The following is a 23383-nucleotide window of genomic DNA, read 5'->3' on the forward strand; positions in this document are numbered from 1 at the left end:
GCCGCCGTGCGCGGCCCCGCGGCCCGGGTCCGGGCGGAGGCGGGGGCGGCCACCGCGCCCGCCCCGGCCCCGGTCCCGCCTGACGGGGTCGGCTCCCCGCCCCCGGCCCCGCCCGCGCGGTCAGCCGCCGTACAAGGGGCCGCTCGGCCAGATCGGCGACGAGGCGACCCGGTGCCATTCGGGGTCGCGCCGCCCCGGCAGGGTGCGGCCCGCCTCGGTCCAGCGGGCGATCAGGTCGAGGTAGATGGGCGGATCGGGGTGACGCTGCCGGCCCGGCTGCCGGACCTCGCCCGGCGGCCGTTCCGTCGCCGACCGGCCCGCCTGGAGGCGCTCGGCCTGCAACCGTTCGGCTTGCAGGCGTTCGGCCTGGAGACGTTCCGCCTGTCGGCGCTCGGCCTGTGACCGGTCCGCCGCCGGCGGCCGGTCCCCGAGGTGACGTTCCGCCTGCTGAACCGATTCTTCGAATCCGGGCGGTGTGGGCCGCCTGCGGCGTCCCGTCCGTGACGGGGAGGACTCAACCGTGCTCATGCCGGGGCAACGCGGCGCGTCCGCCCCGGGTAATCGCCGGCCGGCCCCGCCCATCCGTTCGACCCCTCCCACCGGCCGCCCCCGCGCACGGCCGCCGCCCCGGCGCACGCCGGGGCGCGAGGGGTGCGTCGGCGCGGGCCGGAGCCCGCCCTGGCCGACCGTGCCGCACTGTCAGGATGTGCCACAACTATGGCCCCCCGCCAAGTTTCTGACGTACCGTCATATTTGCCGTGCAGCGCCCCGCCCCCGTGCCCTGGAGGTTTGCCATGCCCGCGGACCGTCCCGTCCCCCTCGACGAATACCCCGTCCACCAGGCCCCTTTGTCGATGAAGCACCTCGTCAGCGGCGACCGCAACGCCTACGACCGCTGCATCTTCCACGTCTTCGACCACGCCGGCCGGGCCGTCCTCATCCTGGGCCTCGGGGTCTATCCCAACGCCGGGGTCATCGACGCCTACGCCACGCTGCGCACCGGTGACCAACTCCGCGCCGTGCGGGCCTCCGACGCCCTCACCGACGACCGGATGAACCTCTCCGTCGGCCCGCTGTCCGTCACCGTCGACGTCCCCCTCCGGAAGTTCACCCTCCGGTGCGACCCCGACCCGGCGGATCCCGACGGGCTCTCGTACGACCTCACCTGGACCGGCGCCTTCCCCGCCGTCTGGGAGCCCCACCACGTCCAGCGCCGCGGCGACCGGCTGATGCTGGAGGGCCGCCGCTTCGTCCAGGCGGGCGATGTCACCGGCCGCATCCGGGCCGGCGGCGAGGAGATCACCCTGACCGCGGGGGAGTGGACCGGCACCCGCGACCGAAGTTGGGGCGTGCGCCCGATCCCCGGCGAGGACGGCGGGAGGGCGGCGCAGGAGCACCGGCCCGAAGGCTTCCACTGGCTCTGGATCCCGGTCCGCTTCGAGGACCGCTTCCTCATGGTCATCGCCCAGGAGGACGCCGACGGCCACCGCACCCTCAACGAGGCCGTACAGGTCTTCCCCGAGGGCAGTGGCCGCCACGACGTCCAGCTCGGCTGGCCGCACACCGAGATCCGCTACCGGCCGGGCACCCGCCACCCCGAGAGCGCGGTCGTCCACCTCACCGATCCCTCCCGCAAGCCGCTGGAACTGGGCGTCGAGATCCTCGCCTCCTCCCCGCTCGCCGTCGGCGCCGGCTACCCGCCCGCCGACGACTGGCAGCACGGCAGCTGGCAGGGTCGCGGCTGGACCGACCGCCGCGTCTACGACCTCTCCGATCCCACCGCCCACCCGATGGCCGCCTTCGGCGTCACCGACCATGCGGCCCGGTTCACCCTCGACGGCCGGATCGGCCACGGGATCTTCGAACACGGCAGCTTCGGCCGCCACGACCCCACCGGCTTCACGGACTACTCCTCCGTCGCCCCCTGACCCCGCTGCCCGCAGCCCCGAAGGAAGGGCCGGTCATGGCCGCCACCGCTCCCCGCCCCCGCACCTCCACCCGCGAGCCCGAGGAACTCGCCCGGCGCCTCGCCGCCTGGCTCGACGTACGGCTCCCCGGCGCCCGCGTCACCAACGTCCACGTCCCGGGCTCCAACGGCATGTCGAGCGAGACCCTGCTCTTCGACATCGAACACCCGCGCACCCCGCTGCGGGAGTGCGCCCTGCGGCTCGCCGCCGACCCGGCCGCCTACACCGTGTTCCCCACCTACGACATGCCGCGCCAGCACCGCGTGATGGACCTCGTCGCCCGCCACACCGACCTGCCCGTACCGCGCGTGCAGTGGCTGGAGGAGGATCCGGCACCGCTGGGCGCCCCGTTCTTCGTCATGGCCCGCGCCGAGGGCCGCGTACCGCCCGACGTGATGCCCTACACGTACGAGGGCAACTGGCTGCACGCCGCGACCGACGCCGAACGCGCGGTGCTCCAGGAGGCCAGCGTCTCGCTGCTGGCACGCCTGCACGACGGCTTCCCGGCCGAGGAGGCGACGTTCCTGCTGCCACCGGGCGAGGGCAGTCCGCTGCGCCGACACGTCGACGCGCAGCACGCCTACTACGCGTGGGTGGTCGACGGCCTGGCCCGTTCGCCGCTCGTCGAGCGCGCGTTCGACCGGTTGGAGGAGCTCTGGCCCGCCGACGAGGGCGAACCCGTCCTCAACTGGGGCGACGCCCGCATCGGGAACGTCATCTACCAGCCCGACGGCTTCGAACCCGTCGCGGTCCTGGACTGGGAAATGGCCGCCTGCGCCCCGCGCGAGGTCGACCTGGGCTGGACGGTCTTCCTGCACCGCTTCTTCCAGGACCTGACCGTCGGCTTCGGCCAGCCGGGCCTGCCGGACTTCCTGCGCCGCGAGGACCTGGAACGCCGCTACGCGGAACTGACCGGCCACGTCCCGCGGGACATGGAGTTCCACACCCTCTACGCCGCCCTGCGGCACGGCATCGTGATGCTGCGCATCGCCTACCGGCAGGCGTACTTCGGCGAGGTCGAGGTCCCCGCGGACCCCGACGGCCTGATCCTGCACCATGCCGCACTCGCCGCCATGGTGCAGGGAACGTACTGGTAGTCCGGCTCAGGCGGCCTGCGCGTGCCGACGCATCTGTGGCGGCGGGGCCGCCGCCCACCGGACCGGACGCGAACCCGGGCCGCCCACGTGGGAGAAGGGCTGCGTCCGCCAGTCCAGGCCCTGCGGCAGGTCGATGCGGACGACGGCCTCCAGCTCCTGCTGCTCCGACTGGAGCAGGCCCAGGATGGGAAGCGCGTCCGCGACCGGCCGCCCGGTGCCCGCGCACACCGTGAGCCCGAAGGGGTTCCACGGGGTCAGGCACAGCGCGTGCTGCGGCAGGCGCTCCTCGTCCGCGACGAGGGCGATCGACTGCGCGCAGTCGGGGCAGACCGCGTGGTGGACGTCGAAGTCCTCGGATTCGAGGTGGTCGTCGTCCTCGGCGTACGCGTTGTCGAGCAGTTCCAGGGGCTCCGGTTCGGTGCGACCGGCGCGCTTGGTGTTCAGCATGGATGTATTCCCCCTTGGATGGGCCGGGCGGTCAGGTTCTTCGGCCACGGCCACAGCAAGCACTTCCCGTCGCGCGGCACGAGTAACCACACGCGCGCGGTGTACGCCCGTACACGCCTGTGGCATTCGTCACATGCCCGCCGCAGGTGCCACTTCTGCGTGGACAGCGCTGTGCCTGGAGCGGTTCTGGGCCGTAGGTTGAGCGGCTATGAGCGCAATGGAGGAGCTGGACCGCCAGATCGTTGATCTGCTCGTGCGGGACGGGCGGATGAGCTACACGGATCTGGGCAAGGCCACCGGACTGTCCACGTCGGCGGTCCATCAGCGAGTACGCCGTCTGGAGCAGCGCGGAGTGATCCGCGGCTACGCGGCCGTGGTCGACCCGGAGGCCGTCGGGCTGCCCCTGACCGCCTTCATCTCGGTCAAGCCGTTCGACCCCAGCGCGCCCGACGACATCGCGGACCGGCTGGCCGGCGTCCCCGAGATCGAGGCCTGCCACAGCGTCGCGGGCGACGAGAACTACATCCTCAAGGTCCGGGTGGCCACGCCGCTGGAGCTGGAGGACCTCCTGGGCCGACTGCGCGCCCTGGCCCACGTCTCCACCCGCACGACCGTCGTCCTCTCCACCCCTTACGAGGCCCGCCCGCCCCGGGTCTGACCCGCGGGCCGGCGCCGGCCGCCCACCCGGGTCCCGGCGGGGCCGGCCCAGGGGCCAGACTGGTCCGCATGACTGACCGCACCGCCGCCTCCGCCGACGCCGCCGGAGCCACCGCACCCGCCCGTACCGTCCTCCTGCGCGGCGGTGAGGTGCACAGCCCCGCCGACCCGTTCGCCACCGCGATGGTCGTCGAGCGCGGGCACATCGCCTGGGTCGGCTCCGAGGGCGCCGCCGACGCCTTCGCGCAGGGCGTCGACGAGGTCGTCGACCTCGACGGGGCGCTCGTCACCCCCGCCTTCACCGACGCGCACGTCCACACCACCTCCGCCGGACTCGCCCTCACCGGCCTGGACCTCACGGGCGCCCGCTCGCTGCCGGACGCGCTGGAACTCGTACGGGCGTACGCCGCTGCCCGGCCCACCGACCGGGTCCTGCTCGGGCACGGCTGGGACGCCGCCCGCTGGCCCGAACGCCGTGCCCCGCGCCGGGCGGAACTCGACGCGGCGACCGGCGGCCGCCCGCTCTACCTCAGCCGCATCGACGTCCACTCGGCGGTCGTCACCACCGCCCTGCTGGCCCTGGTGCCCGCGGTACGGCCCGACGGGGACGAGCCGCTGACCCGCGACGACCACCACGCCGTGCGCCGGGCGGCGCTGGCCGCGGTCACCCCCGCCCAGCGCGCGGAGGCCCAGCGGGCCGCCCTGGACCGGGCGGCCTCCCTCGGCATCGGCTCCGTGCACGAGTGCGGCGGACCGGACATCTCCTCCGAGGAGGACTTCACGGCCCTGCTGGAGCTGGCGGCCGAGCGCCCGGGACCGCGGGTCTTCGGCTACTGGGCCGACCGGGACCTCGACCGGGCCAAGGCGCTCGGAGCGGTCGGCGCCGCCGGTGACCTCTTCGTGGACGGGGCGCTCGGCTCCCACACGGCCTGCCTGCACGCCCCGTACACCGACGCCCCGCACACCGGGACGGGCTACCTGAGCGCCGCCGAGGTCGCCGAGCACGTCGCGGCCTGCACACGGGCCGGCCTCCAGGCCGGGTTCCACGCGATCGGGGACGCCGCCCTCACCGCCGTCGTCGACGGGGTCCGCGCGGCGGCCGAGGAGGTCGGCCCCGCCCGGATCCGGGCGGCCCGGCACCGCGTCGAGCACGCCGAGATGATGACCCCGGCGACCATCGCCGCCTTCGCGGAACTCGGCCTGACCGCCTCCGTGCAGCCCGCCTTCGACGCGGCCTGGGGCGGGGAGGACGGCATGTACGCGGACCGGCTGGGCGCTGACCGTGCGCGGACCCTGAACCCGTACGCGGCCATGCTCAAGGCCGGCGTCCCGCTCGCCTTCGGCTCGGACGCGCCCGTGACCCCCCTCGACCCGTGGGGGACCGTCCGCGCGGCCGCCTTCCACCGCACCCCCGAGCACCGGATCTCCGTACGGGCCGCCTTCGCGGCGCACACCCGGGGCGGCTGGCGGGCCATGGGCCGGGACGACGCGGGCGTCCTCGTTCCCGGGGCCCCCGCCGACTACGCCGTCTGGCAGACCCGGGAGCTGGTGGTCCAGGCCCCCGACGACCGGGTCGCCCGCTGGTCCACCGACCCGCGCTCCGGCACCCCCGGCCTGCCCGATCTGAGCCCCGGCGCCGACCTGCCGGTGTGCCTCGCGACGGTCGTCGGCGGCCGGGAGGCATTCGTACGGCCACAGGGGTGATCCGCCCGGCCTCGGTTCGGTCCGGGCGCCCGGGGCCGGATAGGTTCGGCCGGGTCCACCACAGGACGCCCGTACCGGACGGAGCCGTCTGCTCAGCGCACCCGCGCCTCGGGGGCGAGGGAAGGTTTCGCCGGCCGGCAGGTGGCTCCGGATCGGGGCCCGGCGGTCCAGTAGACAACGGTCACGGCGACCCGCAGCCAGCGGGGGGCCGAGCCGGCCCGAAGGCCCGCCGGCCCCGATCGCTGTTCTAAAATCATCCAGTAGTGACGGGACGTACCAGGCGGGCTGGACGCGAAAACATGCAAGGGGACCAAGTGAGCGACGGCGGACAGCGGACCAGCGGACCGCTCGGCACCACCCTGGTGATCATTCCGACGTACAACGAGGCGGAGAACATCGGCCTCATCGTCGGCCGGGTGCGCGCCGCTGTCCCCGAGGCCCACGTCCTCGTCGCGGACGACAACAGCCCCGACGGGACCGGCAAGCTCGCGGACGAGCTGGCCGCCGACGACCAGCACGTGCACGTCCTGCACCGCAAGGGCAAGGAGGGCCTCGGGGCCGCCTACCTCGCGGGCTTCGCCTGGGGCCTGGAGCACGGCTACGGGGTCATCGTAGAGATGGACGCCGACGGCTCCCACCAGCCCGAGGAACTGCCCCGCCTGCTGACGGCGCTCCAGGGCGCCGACCTCGTCCTGGGCTCCCGCTGGGTGCCGGGCGGTCGGGTCGTCAACTGGCCCAAGAGCCGGGAGTTCCTCTCCCGCGGCGGGTCCACCTACTCGCGGCTCATGCTGGACGTGCCGATCCGCGACGTCACCGGCGGATACCGGGCGTTTCGCCGCGAGACCCTGGAGGGGCTCGGCCTGGACGAGGTCGCGTCCGCCGGTTACTGCTTCCAGGTCGACCTGGCGCGTCGCGCCGTCCGCGCGGGCTTCCGCGTGGTGGAGGTGCCCATCACCTTCGTGGAGCGCGAGCTCGGCGACAGCAAGATGAGCAAGGACATCGTGGTCGAGGCCCTGTGGCGGGTCACCCAGTGGGGCTTCAAGGAGCGCGCCGCGAAGCTGACGGGCAAGCGCCCCTCCTGACCCCGCCCGGGTCCCGCGCGACCGTTCTGCGCGTCGTTCGCGCAGGTCCGGCCCCGTGTCGCGAGGTCCGGGCTTCCCCTAGGGGAAGCCCGGTACCTGCGACTGAGCTCGTTCTTAACCCGGCCCAGGCACACTGGGTGGTATGACGACCGGCATTTCGACGGCCCCCCGGCGGCGCTCGCCCGCCCGTACCTTCATCCCCCTGGCGGTCGCCGCCTGGCTCATCCTGGAGATCTGGCTGCTCGGCCTGGTCGCCGACGCGGCCGGCGGCCTCACCGTCGCGCTCCTGATCGCCGGCTCCATGCTGCTCGGCGTGGTGCTCATCAAGCGGGCCGGGCGGCGCGCCTTCCAGAACCTGACCCGGACCTTCCAGCAGGCCCAGGAGCAGGCCATGGCCGGCCAGGTTCCCTCCCCGCAGCCCACCAAGGGCTCGGGCAACGGCCTGACCATGCTGGCCGGACTGCTGTTCATCCTGCCCGGCATGCTCTCGGACGTGGCCGCGCTGCTCCTGCTGCTGCCGCCGGTGCGGGCCCTGATCGCCCGCCGGACCGAGCGCGCCGTGGAGCGCAGGATGGCGTCCGCCACCCCCGGCAGCCTCGGCGACGCCTTCACCCAGGCCCGCATCCACCACCCCGACGGCAAGGTCGTACCGGGCGAGGTCATCCGCGAGGACGGCCCGGGCCGGCAGCAGGGCCCGGACACCTCCTACCGGCCGCCGCTGGCCCCGTAGGACGCGGGAGCGCGCGAGAGCCGCGAGCACGGAAAAGCCGAGGGGCCCCGCCACTTTGTGTGGCGGGGCCCCTCGGCTTATTGCGTGATCCTCGTCCGTTGTCAGGCGGACTTGCGGCTGTCCCGCGGATGCACGGCAATGTTCATGGCGCCGGAACGCAGGACGGCCAGCCTCTCGGCCAGCACCTCCTCCAGCTCCTCGCGGGTGCGTCGCTCCATGAGCATGTCCCAGTGCGTTCGCGCAGGCTTGCCCTTCTTCTCTTCGGGCCCGTCCCCGTCCACCAGGAGTGCCATGGCGCCGCACGCCTTGCACTCCCACTCCGGCGGAATTTCTGCCTCTACCGAGAACGGCATCTCAAATCGATGTCCGTTCTGGCATGCGTACTCCACCGCCTGGCGCGGGGCCAGATCGATGCCGCGGTCCGTCTCGTAGCTGGTAACCACGAGCCGCGTACCGCGGAGAGCTCGCTCACTCATGAATCGTGCCTCCCGGGCTTGTCGCCCACAGGACAGGTGTCGCTGTCGTCGTCATCCGGTCAACGTCCGGTCGGCGGTATAGATTCCCGCTCCGGGTCGTGCGTCGCCCGTCGTGCCGCCCCTTGTTGTACCCACCACTGCCCGTTTTGTCACATCTGGCAGCAGATGTCACCCAACGTCCACACTTCTCGAGCGCGCAGTAACGGTCCGGCTGGCAGGCCAAAGGCGTACACTACCGGCCCTTCGCTTCAACGTCGAAATTCGTTCCGAATTCGTATCCGCGTCCAGGCCGGATCCACCCTCAGACCCGCTCGGGAACAGGATTCCCCGCCGCCTCCACCGCACGCCGCACCGGCACCCTCGCGAGGAGCACGAAACCCAGTGCGAAGAAGACCACCAACGAGATGATCGCGTCGCGGTAGCTGCCCGTGAGCTGGAAGGTCAGGCCGAAGACCAGCGGTCCGATCCAGCTCAGACCGCGGTCGCTCATCTCGTACGCGGAGAAGTACTCGGCCTCCTTGCCCGCCGGCACCAGGTGCGAGAACAGGGAGCGGGACAGGGCCTGGCTGCCCCCGAGGACCAGTCCGATCATCGCGGCCAGGGCGAAGAACCACACCGGGGTCCGGGCCGGCAGGAAGTAGCCGGCCGCCAGGGTGAGCGTCCACGCGACGAGCGAACCGAGGATCGTCCGCTTGGCCCCGTACGTCCGGGCGAGCCGGCCCATCCCCAGGGCGCCCGCCACCGCCAGCACCTGGACCAGCAGCACCGCCACGATCAGCGTGGACTGCTCCAGCTCCAGTTCCTCCGAGCCGTACACCGAAGCCTGCGAGATGACCGTCTGCACCCCGTCGTTGTAGACCAGGTAGGCCAGCAGGAAGGACAGGGTCAGGGGATAGCGCCGCATGTCCTTCAGCGTCGCGACGAGCTGGCGCCAGCCGCTGACCGCGGGCGCGCCGCCGCCCTCCTTGACCACGGCCCGGTCGCGCAGCCTGCGCAGCGGGATGATCGCGAACGCACCCCACCACACGCCCGCCGACGCCAGACAGATCCGCACCGCCTCGCCCTCGGAGAGTCCGAAGGCGTCGTGCCCCTGGAACAGCACCAGGTTCAGCAGCAGGACGAAGGCGCCCGAGGTGTAGCCGAAGGCCCAGCCCCGCGAGGAGACCGTGTCCCGCTCCTCGGGCGTGGCGATCTGGGGCAGGAAGGCGTTGTAGAGCACCATCGAGACCGCCAGCGAGGCGTTCGCGACGATCAGCAGCAGACCGCCCAGCAGATAGCGGTCACCGTCCAGGAAGAACATGCCGGCCGTCGCCGCCGCGCCCGTGTACGCGGCCACCGCCAGCAGCGGCTTCTTGCGCCCACCGCGGTCCGCCGCGGCGCCCACCAGCGGCATGATCAGTACGGCCAGGATCACCGACGCCGACACCGAGTAGGCGAAGAACGACCCGGCCCGCACGGGTATGCCCAGCGGGTGGACGTAGCCCTCGGCGTCCGCGGCCGCCTTCGCCACCGCGGTCAGGTACGGGCCGAGGAACACCGTCAGCACGCTCGTCGAGTAGACCGAGCAGGCGAAGTCGTAGACGTACCAGCCGTGCTGCTCGCGCTTGCGCGCGGCGGCGGCTCCGCCGTCCTCCGCGCCGGGTTCCGTTCTGCTGTCCGTCCGCTCGCTCATGAGCGCCCCCTCGCTGGTCCCCGTACCGTCCGGCCCGCCGACCCGGGCGCGGCGGCCCGGGAGCACGTCAGGCCCAGGCGCCGCGCCGGTCCAGGACCGTGCGCAGGATGTCGATCCGGTCGGTCATGATGCCATCGACACCCAGGTCGAGCAGAGCCTCCATGCGTTCCGGTTCGTTCACGGTCCACACGTGCACCTGGAGGCCCCGCTCGTGCGCCGTGCGCACGAACCGCCGGTCGACCACCCGGATCCCCGCCTGCACCTCCGGAACCTGCGCCGCCACCGCCCCGACCCGCAGGGCCGCGGGGATCGCGTACGAGCGCAGCCGCAGCCCCACCACCCCGCGCACCCCGTACGAGGTCGCCAGCCGCGGGCCCGCGACCTTCTGCGCCCGGGCCACCCGGCTCTCCGAGAACGAGCCCACGCACACCCGGTCCCAGATCCCGGCGCGGGCGATCAGGTTGACCAGCGGGTGCAGCGCCGACTCGGCCTTCAGGTCGATGTTCCAGCGGGCGTCCGGGAACTCCTCCAGCAGCTCCTCGAACAGCGGCAGCGGTTCGCTCCCCGCCACCCGGACCTCCCGCAGCCGCTTCCAGGGCAGCTCGGCGATCCGCCCGCTCCCGTCCGTCACCCGGTCCAGCGTCGCGTCGTGGAAGGCGACGAGCTTCCCGTCGGCCGTCGCGTGCACGTCGGTCTCGAAGTACCGGTACCCGGCCTCGGAGGCCCTGCGGAAGGCGGCGGCGGTGTTCTCCAGCCCGTCCGCGGCCCCGCCCCGGTGGGCGAAGGGAATTGGAGCCGGGTGGTCCAGATACGGGTGGCGAAGGCGTACGTGAGTCACGGCCGCAGTATGCCTCCTGCGTCCCCCCGATCGGCAGCAGCCGCATGGCCACCCGGTGAACGCGCAGCCCCACCTGGCCCGAATGGACCGCGCCGTGACACCCTGGGCCCGCGCAGTCAATCCAATACCGGCCCCGAACCCCGCCGGACGGGGCCAATTCGACGAAGGTGGCCCGACGTCATGGCTCAGTGGACCTCAGCGGTCGGTGCCGCGCAGCTCGCCCGGCTCATCGGCTCGCAACAGGAGCGTCCCGGCGCACCCGGCACCCGCAAGCCGCCCGCGTACCGCACCCTGGCCGACGGCATCCGCCTGCTCGTCCTGGAAGGCCGCGTCCCCGTCGCCGCCCGGCTGCCCGCCGAACGGGAACTCGCCGTCGCCCTCTCGCTCAGCCGGACCACCGTCGCCGCTGCCTATGAGGCCCTGCGCGGTGAGGGCTTCCTGGAATCCCGCCGCGGCGCGGGCAGCTGGACCTCCGTACCGGCAGGCAACCCGCTGCCGGCCCGCGGCCTGGAACCCCTGCCGCCCGAGTCCCTCGGCTCGATGATCGACCTCGGCTGCGCCGCGCTCCCGGCCCCCGAGCCCTGGCTCACCAAGGCCGTCCAAGGCGCCCTGGAGGAACTCCCGCCGTACGCGCACACCCACGGGGACTACCCGGCCGGGCTGCCCGCGCTGCGCCGGATGCTCGCCGACCGCTACACCGAGCGCGGCATCCCGACCATGCCCGAGCAGATCATGGTCACCACCGGGGCCATGGGGGCCATCGACGCCATCTGCAGCCTCTTCGCGGGACGGGGCGAGCGGATCGCCGTCGAGTCCCCGTCCTACGCCAACATCCTCCAGCTCATGCGCGCCGCCGGGGTCCGCCTCGTGCCCGTCGCCATGGCCGAGGGGCTGACCGGCTGGGACATGGACGTCTGGCGGCAGGTGCTGCGGGACTCCGCCCCACGGCTGGCCTACGTCGTCGCCGACTTCCACAACCCGACCGGGGCGCTGGCCTCCGACGAGCAGCGGCGCGCGATGGTCGAGGCGGCCCGCTCGGCGGGAACCGTCCTGATCGCCGACGAGACCATGGCCGAGCTCCGGCTGGACCCGGAGCAGGCCATGCCGCGGCCGGTCTGCTCCTTCGACCCCGCCGGCAGCACCGTCGTCACCGTCGGATCCGCCAGCAAGGCCTTCTGGGCGGGGATGCGGATCGGCTGGGTCCGCGCCGCTCCCGACGTCATCCGCAGCCTCGTCGCGGCGCGCGCCTACGCCGACCTCGGCACCCCGGTCCTGGAACAGCTCGCGGTGAACTGGTTGATGCGGACCGGGGGCTGGGAGGAGGCCGTCGGCATCCGCCGGGAGCAGGCCCGGGGCAACCGGGACGCGCTGGTCGCCGCCGTGCGCCGGGAACTGCCCGATTGGGAGTTCGAGGTGCCCCGGGGCGGGCTGACCCTGTGGGCCAGGGCGGGCGGCCTGTCCGGGTCGCGGCTCGCCGAGGTGGGGGAGCGGGTCGGCGTACGCGTGCCCTCGGGGCCCCGGTTCGGTGTCGACGGGGCCTTCGAGGGCTACGTACGGCTGCCGTTCACCGTGGGCGGCCCGGTGGCCGACGAGGCCGCCGCGCGGTTGGCGGCGGCGGCCCGCCTGGTCGGTACCGGGGCCGGCGGGGGCGGCGCGGAGCCGCCCCGTACCTTCGTGGCCTGATCCGCGGCCTCACGGCGCGTCGGCCGGGACCTCCGGGATCTCGGAGGCGTCGATCGACGGCCCCTGGGCCTGCGCGGGCGGCTGCGCCCGCAACTGCCCGGAGAGGGTGGCGTGCTCCTCCCGGGGGGCCTCCTCCCGGCCGGCCGGCTCCTCGGCGCCCGCGCCCCGGCGTTGCGGCAGCAGCTCCAGCACCGCCTGCCGGTAGGCGGGGTGGGCGGCGTCGTCGTACGGGTCCGGCGTCGCCGGCACCTGGAGGCGGTGCACCGGGCCGACACCCAGTCGGGCGTAGCCGCGCCCGGGCGGGAGCTGCGGGGTGGGGGTGGTGTGCGGCGGCAGCCCGAGGACATCGGTGATCTGCTGGACGGTCGCGGGCCCGAGGACGACCCGGGCCCGGGTGTGCTGCCAGACGGCGTCGTTCAGGAGTTCAAGGTGCTCGAACTGTTCGGCCACGACCACCGTGATGTGCGCGGCGCGGCCGTGCCGCAGCGGCACCTGGAGCTGGGCGAGCGGGTCGGGCCGTCCGTCGGCGGCCGCGAGGTGCGCGAGCACGCTGGGTCGGTCCAGCAGGACCCACAACGGGCGCCGGGTGTCGTCCGGCGCGGGACGACCCGCCTCGCGGGCCCGGTGCGTGGCGATCAGGCGCCGCTCGGTCTCCTGGGCCGCCCACTCCAGGGTGGCCAGGGCCCCGGTCGGCCCGCACTCGACGGCGAGCACGCCCTCCCGGCCGGACAGGCAGGTGTACTCGCCGCTGCCGCCGCCCTCCACGACGAGGACGTCCCCGTCGTGGCGCAGGGCCTGCAGGGCGATCGAGCGCAGCAGGCTCGAGGTGCCGCTGCCGGGCGTGCCGACGGCCAACAGGTGGGGTTCGGTGGAGCGGGGCCCCGTACGCCAGAGCACGGGCGGTACGTCACGGGGCTCGTCCCCCTCCACGACGGGCAGGGTGCGCTGCACCCCGCCGGCGTCGGTGAAGCCGAGGACGGTCTCGCCGGGCGAGGTCACGAACGGCTGGGCGGCGATGCCGGTCGGCAGCGCCGCCAGCACGCTCAGGCACAGCTGGTTGCCCTCCTCGTCCCAGTCGAAGAGGTACTCCCGGCCGCGCCCGGACTTGGCGTGCAGCAGGGCCTCGATCCGGGCCCGTGCGGCGGCCTCGCCGTCGGTGAAGTAGGCGGGGTAGCGGATCAGGAGCCGGGTGAGGCGGCCGGCCCCGTCGAACTCGTAGCCGCTGAAGGCCTCGTCCCAGCTGCCGCCGTGGGCGAACAGGGGGCTCGGGTCCTCGGCGATGGAGAAGTACGGCACGAGGGCTTCGTAGAGGGCGCCGAGGCGCTCGCCCTCGGAGTCGCTGGGTCCCGTTCTGACGGGGGTGCGGTCGCGTCCCTGCCAGGCCGCCGCCGCCATGAGGGTGATCAGGGCGAGGAGCGGTCCGTAGGGGACGAGGCCGACGGCGAGGGCGCAGGCCGCCCCCAGGAACAGCGCGGGACCACGCTTGTCCTTGGGGGTCTCGGCCCACTTGCGCCGCCCGGTGGAGGCCAGGACGCGCAGCCCTCGTCCGATGACGAGGAGCGGATGGAGGACGTCCGTGGCGTTGTCGGCGGCCGAGCGAGCCAGGTCGCGGCCCCGCGCGAGCGACGGGGTGCCGCTGCTGAGGATTCGGGGGAGTGGGCGCCGTGCCACGGTCGTCTCCTGGAGTTGTGGGTCGTGCGGGACGGTGCGGTCGAGGCGGTCTAGAGCTTGATCCCGCCGAGAAGGCTCGCGAGGCTCGCCGTGCTCGCCGTGATGCTCGGCGCGATGGCGGAACCGGCGAGGAAGAAGCCGAAGAGCGCGCAGACGAACGCGTGCGTCAGCTTCATCCCGTCCTTCTTGAAGAAGAGGAAGCAGATGATGCCGAGCAGGACGACACCTGAAATGGACAGGACCATGAGCAGTTCTCCTGGTGGGTGGGGACGGTCACCATCAGTTCTTCCAGGCTCACAGCAAGTATCAATGCGACAAAAGGTGCATACGGGTGAATCGGCACGTTTTTCACTTGACCGGCCCCTCCCGGCTGGCGCGTCCGCCCCGGAGGGTGTCGGCCGGGATCCTTGCCTTGAGACGCCCCCACCATGTCCCGGAACGGGCGCTACCCTGGCGATTCACCCGTACGGACGCAGTGCCGTGCATCCCCCTGCCCCCGCGGCCTGGGGAAACTCTTGCCAGCAAGCAGCGAGTGAAAGGCGGTACGACCGATGAGTGAGCACCAGGACGCTCCCGACGAGGACGTCATCGAACTGGCCACCAAGATCTTCGACCTCGCCCGTCAGGGTGAGACCGAGAGCCTGGCCGCCTACCTCGACGCGGGCGTGCCCGCGAACCTCACCAACGACCGCGGCGACACCCTCGTCATGCTCGCCGCCTACCACGGGCACGCCGAGGCCGTCACGGCCCTCCTCACCCGCGGCGCCGAAGCCGACCGCGCCAACGACCGCGGCCAGACCCCGCTCGCCGGAGCCGTCTTCAAGGGCGAGGAGGCCGTCATCCGCGCGCTGCTCGCCGGCGGGGCCGACCCGAACGCCGGAACGCCGTCCGCCGTGGACACGGCCCGCATGTTCGCCAAGGCCGACCTGCTGGAACTCTTCGGAGCCAAGTAATCCGCTTTTTCCCGCGCCCAGCCCGGGCCAGGACGGGCCCGCGACCTCACGGGTTGGTCACAGCGGCCTTAAATGTGGTCGCGGCACACAAACCGCCTGGGTCATCATGGCGTCGGATTCGATTCGCGGACATGACGGACGGGCAGGAGCGGGCTGGACACGACGGGTGTCCACACCCACCCCTGCCGCACCGGCCGTCACGGTCGCGAAGCACCGACGAGAGTGAGAAGGCAATGGTCTACATCGAGCGGAACATGACGGCGAACGTCCTCACATGCTGTTACGCGGCCCTGTGAATCCCGATTCCCGGTTGCGTCCCCAGCTTGATTTGAGGCCATTCCCATGTTCGAACCAGTCATAGCGCCGAGCGGCACGCTGCTCGGGCTCCTCCAGCGGGGCCGCGGCGACGGCACGCTGCACGCCCTCGCGGCGCCCCGGCCCGAGGCCCTCGCGGCCCTCGACCAGTGCGTGCTCCGCGACCCGCGCCAGGACTGGCAGGTCGAGAACCGCTCGCTGTACTACGCCCGCCTGTACCTGGACCTCGACGGCCCCCTCGGCGCCATCGAGACCCACCTCTTCGACGCCGAGGACCTCCTCGACGAGGAGGACCACCGGACCGGCCTCGCGCTGTCCGTCCTCGGCCACCTGGCCTCCTACGGACGCGACGACGCGCTCATGCTGCTGCGCCGGTACGCCGCCTCCGGCACGAACTGGGCCTGGGCCCTCGACGAACTCGCCCTGCGCGACGACGACGAAGGCCTGCGCTCCCTCGCCGAGCCCGTACTCGCCCGCTTCCCCGGCGACCCCGATGGCGAGGCGCGGCTGGCCGCCGCCGTGCGCGACGCCTACGAGCCCCGCCCGTGGTGTCTGTGGGAGGAACTGCCCGCGTACGGGGAGCGGCTGCGCGCCGCCCGCCAGCAGGGCTCCTTCGACCGCTGGCAGCGCCAGATGACGCCCAGCGGCCCCCGACCCGGCTGGGGGGTCCAGGCCGTCTTCGACTGGGCCGCCGAGGGACTGCGCCGCGGCACCCCGCTGCACGTACCCGCGGCCCGCTGCCTCGCCGCCGTGGCCGCGCCCGAGGACCGCTCCGCCATCCTCGCGGCCGCCGCCGGAGCCTCGGGCGAGGCCGCCCGCGCCACCGCCCTGCACCACCTGGTCCTCGCCGAACCGGAGAACCCGGCCGTCCTGGACCTCATCGAAGCCGCCGGGGACGAGCCCGCCGTGGCCGCCTACGAGCGCATGTGCGGGCCCGCCGCCCTCGACCGGGCCCGCCGCTGGATCCACCGCCCCGACGCCCTCGGAGCGGCCGCGGCAGCCCTCCTCGCGGCCCGAGGCGGGCCCGGGGACGCCACCCTCGTCCTCGGAGCCCTGCGTTCCACCGTCCGCGGCTCCGGCCCGGACACGATCCGCCTCTTCACCCTCGTGGACGGCGCGGGCCGGCTCTCCATCGGCTGCGCCGCCCCGGTGCTGCGCCACATCTACCGCGAGACGGCCTCCTCCCACCTGCGCGGTCGCGCCGCCCGGGCCCTGGCCAGCACGGACCCGACCTTCGCGGCCGGCTTCGCCGTCGAATGCCTCTGGGACTGCGAGGAGACGACCCGCGAGGTCGCGGCCCGCCACGCGGAGACCGCGGACGCCCGCGTCACCCCGCGCCTGCGCCGCCTGGCGACGGACCCGGCGGAGGAGGAGGACGTCCAGTCGGCGGTCCGCAGCCGCATCACACCGGAGTCCGCGGTGTAGCGCTATAGGAGTCGCTCGGGGGGCGGGGCGGGGCGGGGCGGGATCATGGCGGTCGGTCGGGGTCGGGGGTGGGCGGCGCACCCTCGGTCGGGGTCGGAATGGGTCCGGGGGCTTCCCGCCAGTCCACTGTCCTTCCGTTTCGGTCCGGTCCCTCAAGGGCGCTCCCTGCGGTCGCGTCGCTTCGCGATGGCCTTTGGCCACCCTTGACCGACCGGCCCGAAACGAAATGCCAAAGACTGTCGGGAAGCCCCCGAGGAACGGCATGGGGGACGAGTAGGCAGGAGCGGGTCCGTCAGGGACGAGACGAGGGGACGGGCGTCGGCCGGCAGGGCATGCGGGCACGTCACAGCCCCTCTCCACACCCGACAGACGACCAAAGGCCCCCTACCCGCCCGTCAGGACGACGAGAGAGACCTGGATTGCAGGTGGGCGGGGACGTGCGGGGGGACCGCCGGGTGCCCACCTATATGGTTCGGAGTTGATCACCGGATCGTATGAAGAGTGGGGGACGCGGACGTGCGCGGATGGAAGGGCGCCATCGGGGCTGTGGGGATGGTTCTGGTGCTGGCGGGGTGTGGTGGCAGCTCCTCGGAGCCGGAGTCCGAGCCGCTCGGCAAGGACACGGGAATCCGGTACGACGAGCCCCGGGTGCCCACGGTGAAGGACATAACCTGTGACCGTGTCCGTGGTTCGCTCCGGTACGGGCTCCGTGCTCAGACGGACGACTCACTGCCCAAGCACAAGGGCAAGAACGATTCCGAGGAGTACACCTGCTACGGATCGGACCGGATCAGTCTCGCCATCGAAGGACGCACCGTGGCCGCACCTCACATCGCGGCCGAGTACGACCTCTACGAAGCCGTCCCGGACCCGCTCAAGACCGTCAAGGACGTGTACACCGAGTCACTGGCGAAGGAGAGCGAACGAACCCTGGTCGGCGAGGCCACGACGGTCACCACGACGACGGCCGCACTCACCTGCCAGCAGAACGTCTGGAATTCCCACCCCATGACCACCTGCCTGTGGGCGAACCACGGAGCGGTGGGTGCGGTCGACTTCTTCCCGCCTGCGGGCCGCCACCCCGACATCTCGGAAGCGGTCAACCGCACCAAGGAACTCATCGCGACAGGCCTGGTCGCATCGCCGCGCTGACCGCGTGGGCCAACCCGCAGCAGTTCACAACCGCCGGATGCCGAGACGAGCGAAGGCGCGTAGCCGCCCCGCCCACCTGCAATCCAGGCCCCTCTCGTCGTCCTGACGGGCGGGTATGGGGCCTTTGGTCGTCTGTCGGGTGTGGAGAGGGGCTGTGACGTGCCCGCATGCCCTGCCGGCCGACGCCCGTCCCCTCGTCTCATCCCTGACGGACCCGCTCCTGCCTCTTGGTCCCCCATGCCGTTCCTCGGGGGCTTCCCGACAGTCTTTGGCATTTCGTTTCGGGCCGGTCGGTCAAGGGTGGCCGAAGGCCATCGCGAAGCGACGCGACCGAAGGGAGCGCCCTTGAGGGACCGGACCGAAACGGAAGGACAGTGGACTGGCGGGAAGCCCCCGGACCCATTCCGACCCCGACCCAGGGCGCACCGACCACCCCCGACCCCGGCCGACCGCCATGGTCCCGCTGCCCCGGAGCCCCCCACCCCACCCCCACCCCATTCCCCTACGCCCCCACGAACCGCACCCGGGTGCCCGGGCGGGCCTGGGCGGCGGCGTTCAGGGGTGGGCCCTCGGGGACGACGCCGACCACCGGGTAGCCGCCCGTCACCGGGTGGTCGGCCAGGAACAGGACCGGGAGGCCGTCCGGGGGGACCTGGACGGCTCCGAGGACCATGCCCTCGCTCGGTAGCTCGCCCGCCCGGTCGCGGGCCAGCGGGGGGCCGGCCTCCGTGCGCAGGCCGATCCGGTTCGACGCCGCCGACACCCGGTACGTCGAGGTGAGCAGCGCCCGCAGCGAGGACGCCGTGAACCAGTCGGCCCTGGGGCCCAGGCTCAGCGGCAGGACCAGTTCGGTCGGCGGACCCGGCACCCGCAGGGCGTCCGCCCCGTGGATCGGATCCGGGCCCGGCGTGCCCACCGGGAGCAGCGTTCCGGACGTCAGGACGGCCGGGCCCAGTCCTGACAGCAGGTCCGTCGAGCGACTGCCCAGCACCGGCGGGACGCGGAACCCACCCCGCACCGCGACGTAGCTGCGCACTCCCGGCTCCGCCCGGCCCACGTCCAGCTCCGCCCCCGCCGGGAGCCGGACCGGCGCTCCCCAGGCCGCCGGGCGACCGGAGATCCGTACCGCGCAGGGAGCGCCCGTCACGGCCACCGTCACCGGGGTCAGTGCGCGCAGGCGGACGCCGTCGAGGGTGGTCTCCAGCGCCGCCGCGTCGGGCGGGTTGCCCAGCAGCCGGTTGGCCAGGGCGTGCGCCCCGGCGTCGAGTGCGCCGGACCGGGGCACCCCGAGGTGGGCGTACCCGGGCCGGCCGAGGTCCTGCACTGTGGTCAGGGCCCCCGGGCGCAGCACCAGCAGCCCGCTCATGAGGTGCTCTCGGTGAACCGGACCCGTACCCCGGGTGCGAACAGGGCGGCCGGTTGTCGGGCGGGGTCCCACAGCACCGCGTCGGTGGAGCCGATCAGCTGCCAGCCGCCGGGGGAGGAGCGCGGGTAGACGCCCGCGTACTCGCCGGCCAGGGCGAGGGAGCCGGCCGGGACGGCCGTACGGGGCGTGGCGCGGCGGGGCAGGTGCAGGTGCGGGGGCAGCCCGGTCAGGTAGCCGAAGCCGGGGGCGAACCCGCAGAAGGCCACCCGGAAGAGGGTGGCGCCGACCAGCCCCGGGACCTCGTCCGGCGCCACCCGCCACGCGGCGGCCACCTCCGCGAGGTCGGGGCCGTCGTAGCGGACGGGGACGGTGACCAGCGGCCCCTCGCTCTCCGCGAGCGGCGGGACCTCCCAACGGGCGATCCGCCCGGCCAGTGGTCCGGGGTCGCGCACCCCGTCCAACAGGACGGTCCGGGCGGCGGGCACCACGTCCCGTACGCCGGTCAGCTCGCCCGCGTCACGCCGGCGCAGCACCTCGGCGTGCAGGGCGGCGACCTCGGCGGCCGAGCCCACCTCGATCAGGAGTCCGCGGTCGCCCACCGGCAGCGGGTTCATCCTCACGCGAAGGCCTCCACTTCGACCCCGGCGCCGGCCAGGGCCTCGCGGACCCGGCGGGCGAGGTCGGCGGCGCCCGGGGTGTCGCCGTGCAGGCACAGGGAGCGCGCCGCGACCGCGACCGGGGTCCCGTCGGCGGCCGTGACGGCGCCCTCGGCGGCCATCCGGACGGCCCGGGCGACCACCACGTCCGGGTCGTGGAGCACCGCGCCCGGTTCGCCGCGCGGGAGCAGGGTGCCGAGGGCCGTGTACGCCCGGTCGGCGAAGGCCTCCGGCACGGCGTCCAGGCCGGCGTTGCGGGCGGCGGTCAGCAGCAGCGAACCGGGCAGGCCCAGGACCGGCAGGCCCGCCGCCCCGGCCGCGAGGCGGATCCCGGCGACGACGGCGGCCGCCTGGCCCGCGTCGTGGACGGCGCGGTTGTACAGCGCGCCGTGCGGTTTCACGTACGACACCCGGGACCCGGCGGCCCGCGCGAACACCTCCAGCGCCCCGATCTGATACGCCACCTCGTCCGCCAGTTCGCCCGGCGGCACGTCCATCGACCGGCGCCCGAAGCCCGCCAGGTCGCGGTACGAGACCTGCGCGCCGATCCGTACGCCGCGCTCGGCGGCCAGTTCGCAGACCCGGCGCATGATCGAAGGATCGCCCGCGTGGAAGCCGCAGGCCACGTTCGCGCTCGTCACCACCGACAACAGCGCCTCGTCGTCGGTCAACGTCCACCTCCCGAAGCCCTCGCCGAGGTCGGCGTTGAGGTCGATCGCGGCCGCGCGGGGTGTGATCATGGAAGCCATGCCGCGAGCGTAGAACAGCGGGGCCCCGGCCTTCCACGGCGCCGGGGACGATCCGGCCGAACCATGCTGTTTGGGATGTTGTCCGTGTCAGCGCCTAGTCTTTCCGTCGTGACTCTCCCTGCCCCGGCGAAGACCCTTCCGTCCCCGGCGCCGGGCCCGGCCGCCGACGAGGGCCTGGCCCGGCGGCTGCGCGCCCTCGCCTGCACCGCCCCGCTGCACGACCTCGACGTCCGCAAGGCCAATCTGGCCGGCGAGTACGGGGTCTACGCGATGGCGGAGGTCGCGCTGTCCGCGATCGACCTGGTCACGCTCAACATGGACTTCGACACCGGCGCGGACGCCGAGCAGATAGTGGCCAGGCTGCTGCCGCGCGTCGCGGCCCAGGCGCCGTCCCGTCCGGCGGCCGAGCACGAGCGGGTCGCCCGCTGGGTGCTGGAGAACCTGATCAACGTCGGCAGCGTGGACCGCGGGTTCCGCGCGATCTACGGCACCTTCGGGTCCGACGGGGTCTACGTCCGTCGCGACTACGACTTCAAGCTGATCGAGGAGGTCCCCGGCTACGGCGGCGCGGTGTACCTGCGCACCACGGACGAGGCGGTCAACGTCCTGGTCGGAGCCCTCGACACCGATGTCACCAGCGCGCAGATCGCCGCCGAGGTCAAGCTGGAGGTGCTGATCAGCCGCGGCCGGCTCGCCGACGCCCAGCTGGCGGCCGAGCAGGCCCGCTACCGCACCGTCCAGTACGCGGAGACCCTGCGGCGCACCCTCGACGCGACGCGGCGCAACGTCCGGGCCGTGGACTGGCTCCAGGCCGTCCCCGACATGATCGCCGAGGCCCTCGACCACGTCGCCGACCGCTACCGGCACGAGAACGCGATCCTCACCAACATCCGCAAGGCCCGCGACGAGGCCGAGGACCCCGACAACAAGCGGCGCGCCGCCGAGCTGGTCGACATCGTCAAGGACTGCATCCGCCGCCACACCCAGCTCCAGTCCCGACTGCTGGACGCCGGCCCGCTGTTCCGCGCCGAGCAGGACCGGCAGGCCTTCGCCGCCCCCGCGCCGCGCTCCGGGATCGACCTGTACGGCCAACTGGTGGCCCCGGTGCTGCCCCTGCCGCTCGAACAGGCCGTCCGGGTCACCGACGCCTTCTTCGCAGCCGGCACCGGCCTGCGCACGCCCGTCTCGGTGCGCGTCGCCGACCTCGTCGAGATCCTGCTGACCCCGCCGCTGGAGCGGGAACACCTGGGCGTGGAGATGCCGGAGCCCGACCTCATCGCCACCCCCGACGACAGCCGCTTCAGCGACGAGCAGCTCGCCGCCGCGACCCGGCTCCTGGACCTGCCCCACGACGCCCCGCGCCGGCTGTCCGGACTGCTGGCCGAAGCCCGCCGCAGCGACCCGGAACTGCCCTACCTGGTGGCGCTGCTGGCCGTCCACGCGGCGAGCCCCGCGGTGGGCACGGCGTACCGGCAGGGAGAGGAGCGGTTGCTGTTCGCCGTGGACGACGGGACCCGGCTCGACGACCCCGAGTTCGGCGGCGCCGACCTCATCGTCGGCACCGCCCTCCTGGACGCCGCCGGCATGGCCGCGGACCGTTCGGAGGCGGCATGACCCCCACCCGGGCCGGCCGCGCCCCCGCCCCCGACGCCCGTACCGCCGCCGGCGCGCCCGTACGGCCCGCCGTCCAGGCGGCCCGCACGTCGCGCACGCCCCGCACGTCGCGTACGGCCGGGCCCGGAACCACCGCACGGAACCACCACCGCACCGCCGAGGAGACCCACCCGTGAGCGACCACCACGCCGAGCACCCCGCGTGGACCGAGCCCGTCGCGGCGTCGGCGCCCGTCGCGGCCGTCTCCTCCGGGGCCCTCACCCCCGCCGACGCCGCGGACGCGGCCCGGCTCGTCGCCTTCGGGCTCCAGCCCAAGCTGCTGCCCGCCCGCGACGCCGAGTACGCGGAACTGCTGCGCCGCTACCGCGAGGACCCCGGTTTCGGCCGGCTCGCCGACGCCGTCGCCACCGGGCTCGGACTCGTCGTCCTGGAGGTGTCCCCGCGCGCCGGGATGGCCGTCGCCGCCGGGGAGGACTCCGTCTTCGCCGTCCGCATGGGCGACTACGCGCGTCGCACCGCCGCCGACGGCGGCGACCGCTTCCTGCACGGCCTCGCCCACCTCGCCGTGGCCGCCCTGGCCTTCCCCCGCCCCGAGGACCTCGCCGACGACGGCTACATCGGCCGGATCACCGTCAACGGGGTCGACTCCTTCGTCCGGCAGACCTGCCGCCGCCTGGAGGAACGCGCCGGGGAGCTCGGCGAGAACACCGACCCGGCCTCCGACGCCCCCGGCCTGGAGGCCGCCTGGCGGGTCTGGACGCGCCGCAGCGCGACCGGGGCCACCAAGGACGCCCGCCGCCTCGCCGGCTCCACCACCGGCATCGTCGGCAAGGCCGCCGCGTTCCTCACCGAGTCCGGCTTCCTCCAGCGCACCGGCGACGACTCCGGCGGCACCTACCGCACCACCCCCCGCTACCAGCTCCAGGTCCGCGACATGGCGGGCAGTTCGGCCATGGCCGAGCTCCTGGAACTCGGCGTGGTCCCCGTCGGTGACGGTTCCCCCACCCTCCTGCCGCCGCCCGAGGGCGACGACCTGGACCTCGCCGCCGACGCCGGGCTCCCCTTCCACGCCTGAGCCGCCCCGGCCCGCCCCGCCCCGCCCTCCGTACGACCTCCCAGAGACCACGAG

General features: G+C 73.8%; 23 protein-coding genes. 13 read left to right on the forward strand and 10 right to left on the reverse strand.

What is annotated here, in order from left to right:
- Nucleotides 1-120: 120 nt before the first annotated feature.
- Nucleotides 121-528: a hypothetical protein gene (locus tag ACFY0I_RS23520; RefSeq protein WP_388899054.1), complete on the reverse strand. Its 408-nt coding sequence runs from the start codon at nucleotides 526-528 to the stop codon at nucleotides 121-123.
- Nucleotides 529-794: 266 nt separating this feature from the next.
- On the opposite strand from ACFY0I_RS23520, the gene ACFY0I_RS23525 reads away from it, so the two are divergent.
- Entirely contained in the window at nucleotides 795-1928 is a 1134-nt protein-coding gene (locus ACFY0I_RS23525) for a hypothetical protein (protein ID WP_388899057.1), read from the forward strand.
- Nucleotides 1929-1963: 35 nt separating this feature from the next.
- Nucleotides 1964-3064 (forward strand): phosphotransferase family protein, encoded by a 1101-nt coding sequence (locus ACFY0I_RS23530; RefSeq protein ID WP_388899060.1) that lies wholly within the window; start codon nucleotides 1964-1966, stop codon nucleotides 3062-3064.
- Between the two features lie 6 nt (nucleotides 3065-3070).
- On the opposite strand, the gene ACFY0I_RS23535 is transcribed toward ACFY0I_RS23530, so the two are convergent.
- Complete coding sequence (locus ACFY0I_RS23535; protein ID WP_388899063.1) at nucleotides 3071-3511, reverse strand: hypothetical protein; 441 nt, start codon at nucleotides 3509-3511, stop codon at nucleotides 3071-3073.
- A 217-nt stretch (nucleotides 3512-3728) separates the two neighbouring features.
- Here ACFY0I_RS23535 and ACFY0I_RS23540 point away from each other — a divergent pair, with 217 nt between their 5' ends.
- The 4 genes from ACFY0I_RS23540 to fxsA all read left to right on the forward strand — a co-directional run bounded on the left by ACFY0I_RS23540 (nucleotide 3729) and on the right by fxsA (nucleotide 7684).
- Nucleotides 3729-4169, forward strand: a complete 441-nt coding sequence (locus ACFY0I_RS23540) for an Lrp/AsnC family transcriptional regulator (RefSeq protein ID WP_030011705.1) — start codon at nucleotides 3729-3731, stop codon at nucleotides 4167-4169.
- A 68-nt stretch (nucleotides 4170-4237) separates the two neighbouring features.
- Nucleotides 4238-5872 carry an amidohydrolase gene (locus tag ACFY0I_RS23545; protein WP_388899066.1) on the forward strand — a complete coding sequence of 545 codons (1635 nt, stop codon included), beginning with the start codon at nucleotides 4238-4240 and terminating at the stop codon, nucleotides 5870-5872.
- 299 nt (nucleotides 5873-6171) lie between these two features.
- The gene (locus ACFY0I_RS23550) at nucleotides 6172-6954 is read left to right on the forward strand and encodes a polyprenol monophosphomannose synthase (protein WP_388899069.1); all 783 of its coding nucleotides are present in this window, start codon (nucleotides 6172-6174) and stop codon (nucleotides 6952-6954) included.
- A gap of 142 nt (nucleotides 6955-7096) precedes the next feature.
- The gene (gene fxsA / locus ACFY0I_RS23555) at nucleotides 7097-7684 is read left to right on the forward strand and encodes an FxsA family membrane protein (RefSeq protein WP_388899071.1); all 588 of its coding nucleotides are present in this window, start codon (nucleotides 7097-7099) and stop codon (nucleotides 7682-7684) included.
- A gap of 101 nt (nucleotides 7685-7785) precedes the next feature.
- Here fxsA and ACFY0I_RS23560 read toward each other — a convergent pair whose 3' ends face one another.
- The 3 genes from ACFY0I_RS23560 to ACFY0I_RS23570 all read right to left on the reverse strand — a co-directional run bounded on the left by ACFY0I_RS23560 (nucleotide 7786) and on the right by ACFY0I_RS23570 (nucleotide 10670).
- Nucleotides 7786-8160 (reverse strand): RNA polymerase-binding protein RbpA, encoded by a 375-nt coding sequence (locus tag ACFY0I_RS23560; RefSeq protein ID WP_007262928.1) that lies wholly within the window; start codon nucleotides 8158-8160, stop codon nucleotides 7786-7788.
- A gap of 301 nt (nucleotides 8161-8461) precedes the next feature.
- Complete coding sequence (locus ACFY0I_RS23565; RefSeq protein WP_388899074.1) at nucleotides 8462-9832, reverse strand: MFS transporter; 1371 nt, start codon at nucleotides 9830-9832, stop codon at nucleotides 8462-8464.
- Nucleotides 9833-9899: 67 nt separating this feature from the next.
- Entirely contained in the window at nucleotides 9900-10670 is a 771-nt protein-coding gene (locus tag ACFY0I_RS23570) for a glycerophosphodiester phosphodiesterase (protein WP_388899078.1), read from the reverse strand.
- Nucleotides 10671-10850: 180 nt separating this feature from the next.
- Here ACFY0I_RS23570 and ACFY0I_RS23575 point away from each other — a divergent pair, with 180 nt between their 5' ends.
- A complete protein-coding gene (locus tag ACFY0I_RS23575) occupies nucleotides 10851-12353 on the forward strand; it encodes a PLP-dependent aminotransferase family protein (protein ID WP_388899080.1) in 1503 nt (500 codons plus the stop codon).
- Between the two features lie 9 nt (nucleotides 12354-12362).
- On the opposite strand, the gene ACFY0I_RS23580 is transcribed toward ACFY0I_RS23575, so the two are convergent.
- Both ACFY0I_RS23580 and ACFY0I_RS23585 read right to left on the reverse strand, forming a co-directional pair.
- On the reverse strand, nucleotides 12363-14024 hold the full coding sequence (locus ACFY0I_RS23580; protein ID WP_388899083.1) for a hypothetical protein: 1662 nt from the start codon (nucleotides 14022-14024) through the stop codon (nucleotides 12363-12365).
- A gap of 50 nt (nucleotides 14025-14074) precedes the next feature.
- A complete protein-coding gene (locus ACFY0I_RS23585) occupies nucleotides 14075-14269 on the reverse strand; it encodes a hypothetical protein (protein ID WP_007262923.1) in 195 nt (64 codons plus the stop codon).
- A 306-nt stretch (nucleotides 14270-14575) separates the two neighbouring features.
- Here ACFY0I_RS23585 and ACFY0I_RS23590 point away from each other — a divergent pair, with 306 nt between their 5' ends.
- The 3 genes from ACFY0I_RS23590 to ACFY0I_RS23600 all read left to right on the forward strand — a co-directional run bounded on the left by ACFY0I_RS23590 (nucleotide 14576) and on the right by ACFY0I_RS23600 (nucleotide 17869).
- On the forward strand, nucleotides 14576-14977 hold the full coding sequence (locus tag ACFY0I_RS23590) for an ankyrin repeat domain-containing protein (protein WP_388899086.1): 402 nt from the start codon (nucleotides 14576-14578) through the stop codon (nucleotides 14975-14977).
- A gap of 342 nt (nucleotides 14978-15319) precedes the next feature.
- Nucleotides 15320-16717, forward strand: a complete 1398-nt coding sequence (locus tag ACFY0I_RS23595) for a HEAT repeat domain-containing protein (RefSeq protein ID WP_388899089.1) — start codon at nucleotides 15320-15322, stop codon at nucleotides 16715-16717.
- A 516-nt stretch (nucleotides 16718-17233) separates the two neighbouring features.
- Entirely contained in the window at nucleotides 17234-17869 is a 636-nt protein-coding gene (locus ACFY0I_RS23600; protein ID WP_388899091.1) for a hypothetical protein, read from the forward strand.
- Nucleotides 17870-18371: 502 nt separating this feature from the next.
- On the opposite strand, the gene ACFY0I_RS23605 is transcribed toward ACFY0I_RS23600, so the two are convergent.
- From ACFY0I_RS23605 to ACFY0I_RS23615, 3 genes are read right to left on the reverse strand one after another with little or no spacing between them, the layout of a single operon-like run.
- Complete coding sequence (locus ACFY0I_RS23605) at nucleotides 18372-19235, reverse strand: biotin-dependent carboxyltransferase family protein (RefSeq protein ID WP_388899094.1); 864 nt, start codon at nucleotides 19233-19235, stop codon at nucleotides 18372-18374.
- Nucleotides 19232-19849 (reverse strand): allophanate hydrolase subunit 1, encoded by a 618-nt coding sequence (locus ACFY0I_RS23610; RefSeq protein ID WP_388899192.1) that lies wholly within the window; start codon nucleotides 19847-19849, stop codon nucleotides 19232-19234. The genes ACFY0I_RS23605 and ACFY0I_RS23610 overlap by 4 nt, the downstream gene beginning before the upstream one ends.
- A 2-nt stretch (nucleotides 19850-19851) precedes the next feature.
- Entirely contained in the window at nucleotides 19852-20631 is a 780-nt protein-coding gene (locus ACFY0I_RS23615; RefSeq protein WP_388899195.1) for a LamB/YcsF family protein, read from the reverse strand.
- A 72-nt stretch (nucleotides 20632-20703) separates the two neighbouring features.
- On the opposite strand from ACFY0I_RS23615, the gene ACFY0I_RS23620 reads away from it, so the two are divergent.
- Genes ACFY0I_RS23620 through ACFY0I_RS23630 form a run of 3 tightly spaced genes read left to right on the forward strand, consistent with a single transcriptional unit; the run spans nucleotide 20704 to nucleotide 23329 of the window.
- Nucleotides 20704-22254 carry a hypothetical protein gene (locus ACFY0I_RS23620; protein ID WP_388899097.1) on the forward strand — a complete coding sequence of 517 codons (1551 nt, stop codon included), beginning with the start codon at nucleotides 20704-20706 and terminating at the stop codon, nucleotides 22252-22254.
- The gene (locus ACFY0I_RS23625; protein WP_388899100.1) at nucleotides 22251-22430 is read left to right on the forward strand and encodes a hypothetical protein; all 180 of its coding nucleotides are present in this window, start codon (nucleotides 22251-22253) and stop codon (nucleotides 22428-22430) included. The genes ACFY0I_RS23620 and ACFY0I_RS23625 overlap by 4 nt, the downstream gene beginning before the upstream one ends.
- The gene (locus ACFY0I_RS23630; protein WP_388899103.1) at nucleotides 22427-23329 is read left to right on the forward strand and encodes a hypothetical protein; all 903 of its coding nucleotides are present in this window, start codon (nucleotides 22427-22429) and stop codon (nucleotides 23327-23329) included. Before ACFY0I_RS23625 ends, ACFY0I_RS23630 begins: the two co-directional genes overlap by 4 nt.
- Nucleotides 23330-23383 lie beyond the last annotated feature (54 nt).

Source organism: Streptomyces sp. NPDC001568 (assembly GCF_042893755.1).
Classification (GTDB): Bacteria; Actinomycetota; Actinomycetes; order Streptomycetales; family Streptomycetaceae; genus Streptomyces.

Bases quoted from the DNA above. Each gene is read 5' to 3' on its own strand.
- ACFY0I_RS23620 (WP_388899097.1), top strand. From the start codon at position 20,704: ATGCTGTTTGGGATGTTGTCCGTGTCAGCGCCTAGTCTTTCCGTCGTG.
- ACFY0I_RS23590 (WP_388899086.1), top strand. From the start codon at position 14,576: ATGAGTGAGCACCAGGACGCTCCCGACGAGGACGTCATCGAACTGGCC.
- ACFY0I_RS23535 (WP_388899063.1), bottom strand. From the start codon at position 3,511: ATGCTGAACACCAAGCGCGCCGGTCGCACCGAACCGGAGCCCCTGGAA.
- ACFY0I_RS23595 (WP_388899089.1), top strand. From the start codon at position 15,320: ATGTTCGAACCAGTCATAGCGCCGAGCGGCACGCTGCTCGGGCTCCTC.
- ACFY0I_RS23625 (WP_388899100.1), top strand. From the start codon at position 22,251: ATGACCCCCACCCGGGCCGGCCGCGCCCCCGCCCCCGACGCCCGTACC.
- ACFY0I_RS23610 (WP_388899192.1), bottom strand. From the start codon at position 19,849: ATGAACCCGCTGCCGGTGGGCGACCGCGGACTCCTGATCGAGGTGGGC.
- fxsA (WP_388899071.1), top strand. From the start codon at position 7,097: ATGACGACCGGCATTTCGACGGCCCCCCGGCGGCGCTCGCCCGCCCGT.
- ACFY0I_RS23550 (WP_388899069.1), top strand. From the start codon at position 6,172: ATGCAAGGGGACCAAGTGAGCGACGGCGGACAGCGGACCAGCGGACCG.
- ACFY0I_RS23530 (WP_388899060.1), top strand. From the start codon at position 1,964: ATGGCCGCCACCGCTCCCCGCCCCCGCACCTCCACCCGCGAGCCCGAG.
- ACFY0I_RS23545 (WP_388899066.1), top strand. From the start codon at position 4,238: ATGACTGACCGCACCGCCGCCTCCGCCGACGCCGCCGGAGCCACCGCA.
- ACFY0I_RS23560 (WP_007262928.1), bottom strand. From the start codon at position 8,160: ATGAGTGAGCGAGCTCTCCGCGGTACGCGGCTCGTGGTTACCAGCTAC.
- ACFY0I_RS23615 (WP_388899195.1), bottom strand. From the start codon at position 20,631: ATGATCACACCCCGCGCGGCCGCGATCGACCTCAACGCCGACCTCGGC.
- ACFY0I_RS23525 (WP_388899057.1), top strand. From the start codon at position 795: ATGCCCGCGGACCGTCCCGTCCCCCTCGACGAATACCCCGTCCACCAG.
- ACFY0I_RS23605 (WP_388899094.1), bottom strand. From the start codon at position 19,235: ATGAGCGGGCTGCTGGTGCTGCGCCCGGGGGCCCTGACCACAGTGCAG.
- ACFY0I_RS23540 (WP_030011705.1), top strand. From the start codon at position 3,729: ATGGAGGAGCTGGACCGCCAGATCGTTGATCTGCTCGTGCGGGACGGG.
- ACFY0I_RS23520 (WP_388899054.1), bottom strand. From the start codon at position 528: ATGAGCACGGTTGAGTCCTCCCCGTCACGGACGGGACGCCGCAGGCGG.
- ACFY0I_RS23565 (WP_388899074.1), bottom strand. From the start codon at position 9,832: ATGAGCGAGCGGACGGACAGCAGAACGGAACCCGGCGCGGAGGACGGC.
- ACFY0I_RS23585 (WP_007262923.1), bottom strand. From the start codon at position 14,269: ATGGTCCTGTCCATTTCAGGTGTCGTCCTGCTCGGCATCATCTGCTTC.
- ACFY0I_RS23575 (WP_388899080.1), top strand. From the start codon at position 10,851: ATGGCTCAGTGGACCTCAGCGGTCGGTGCCGCGCAGCTCGCCCGGCTC.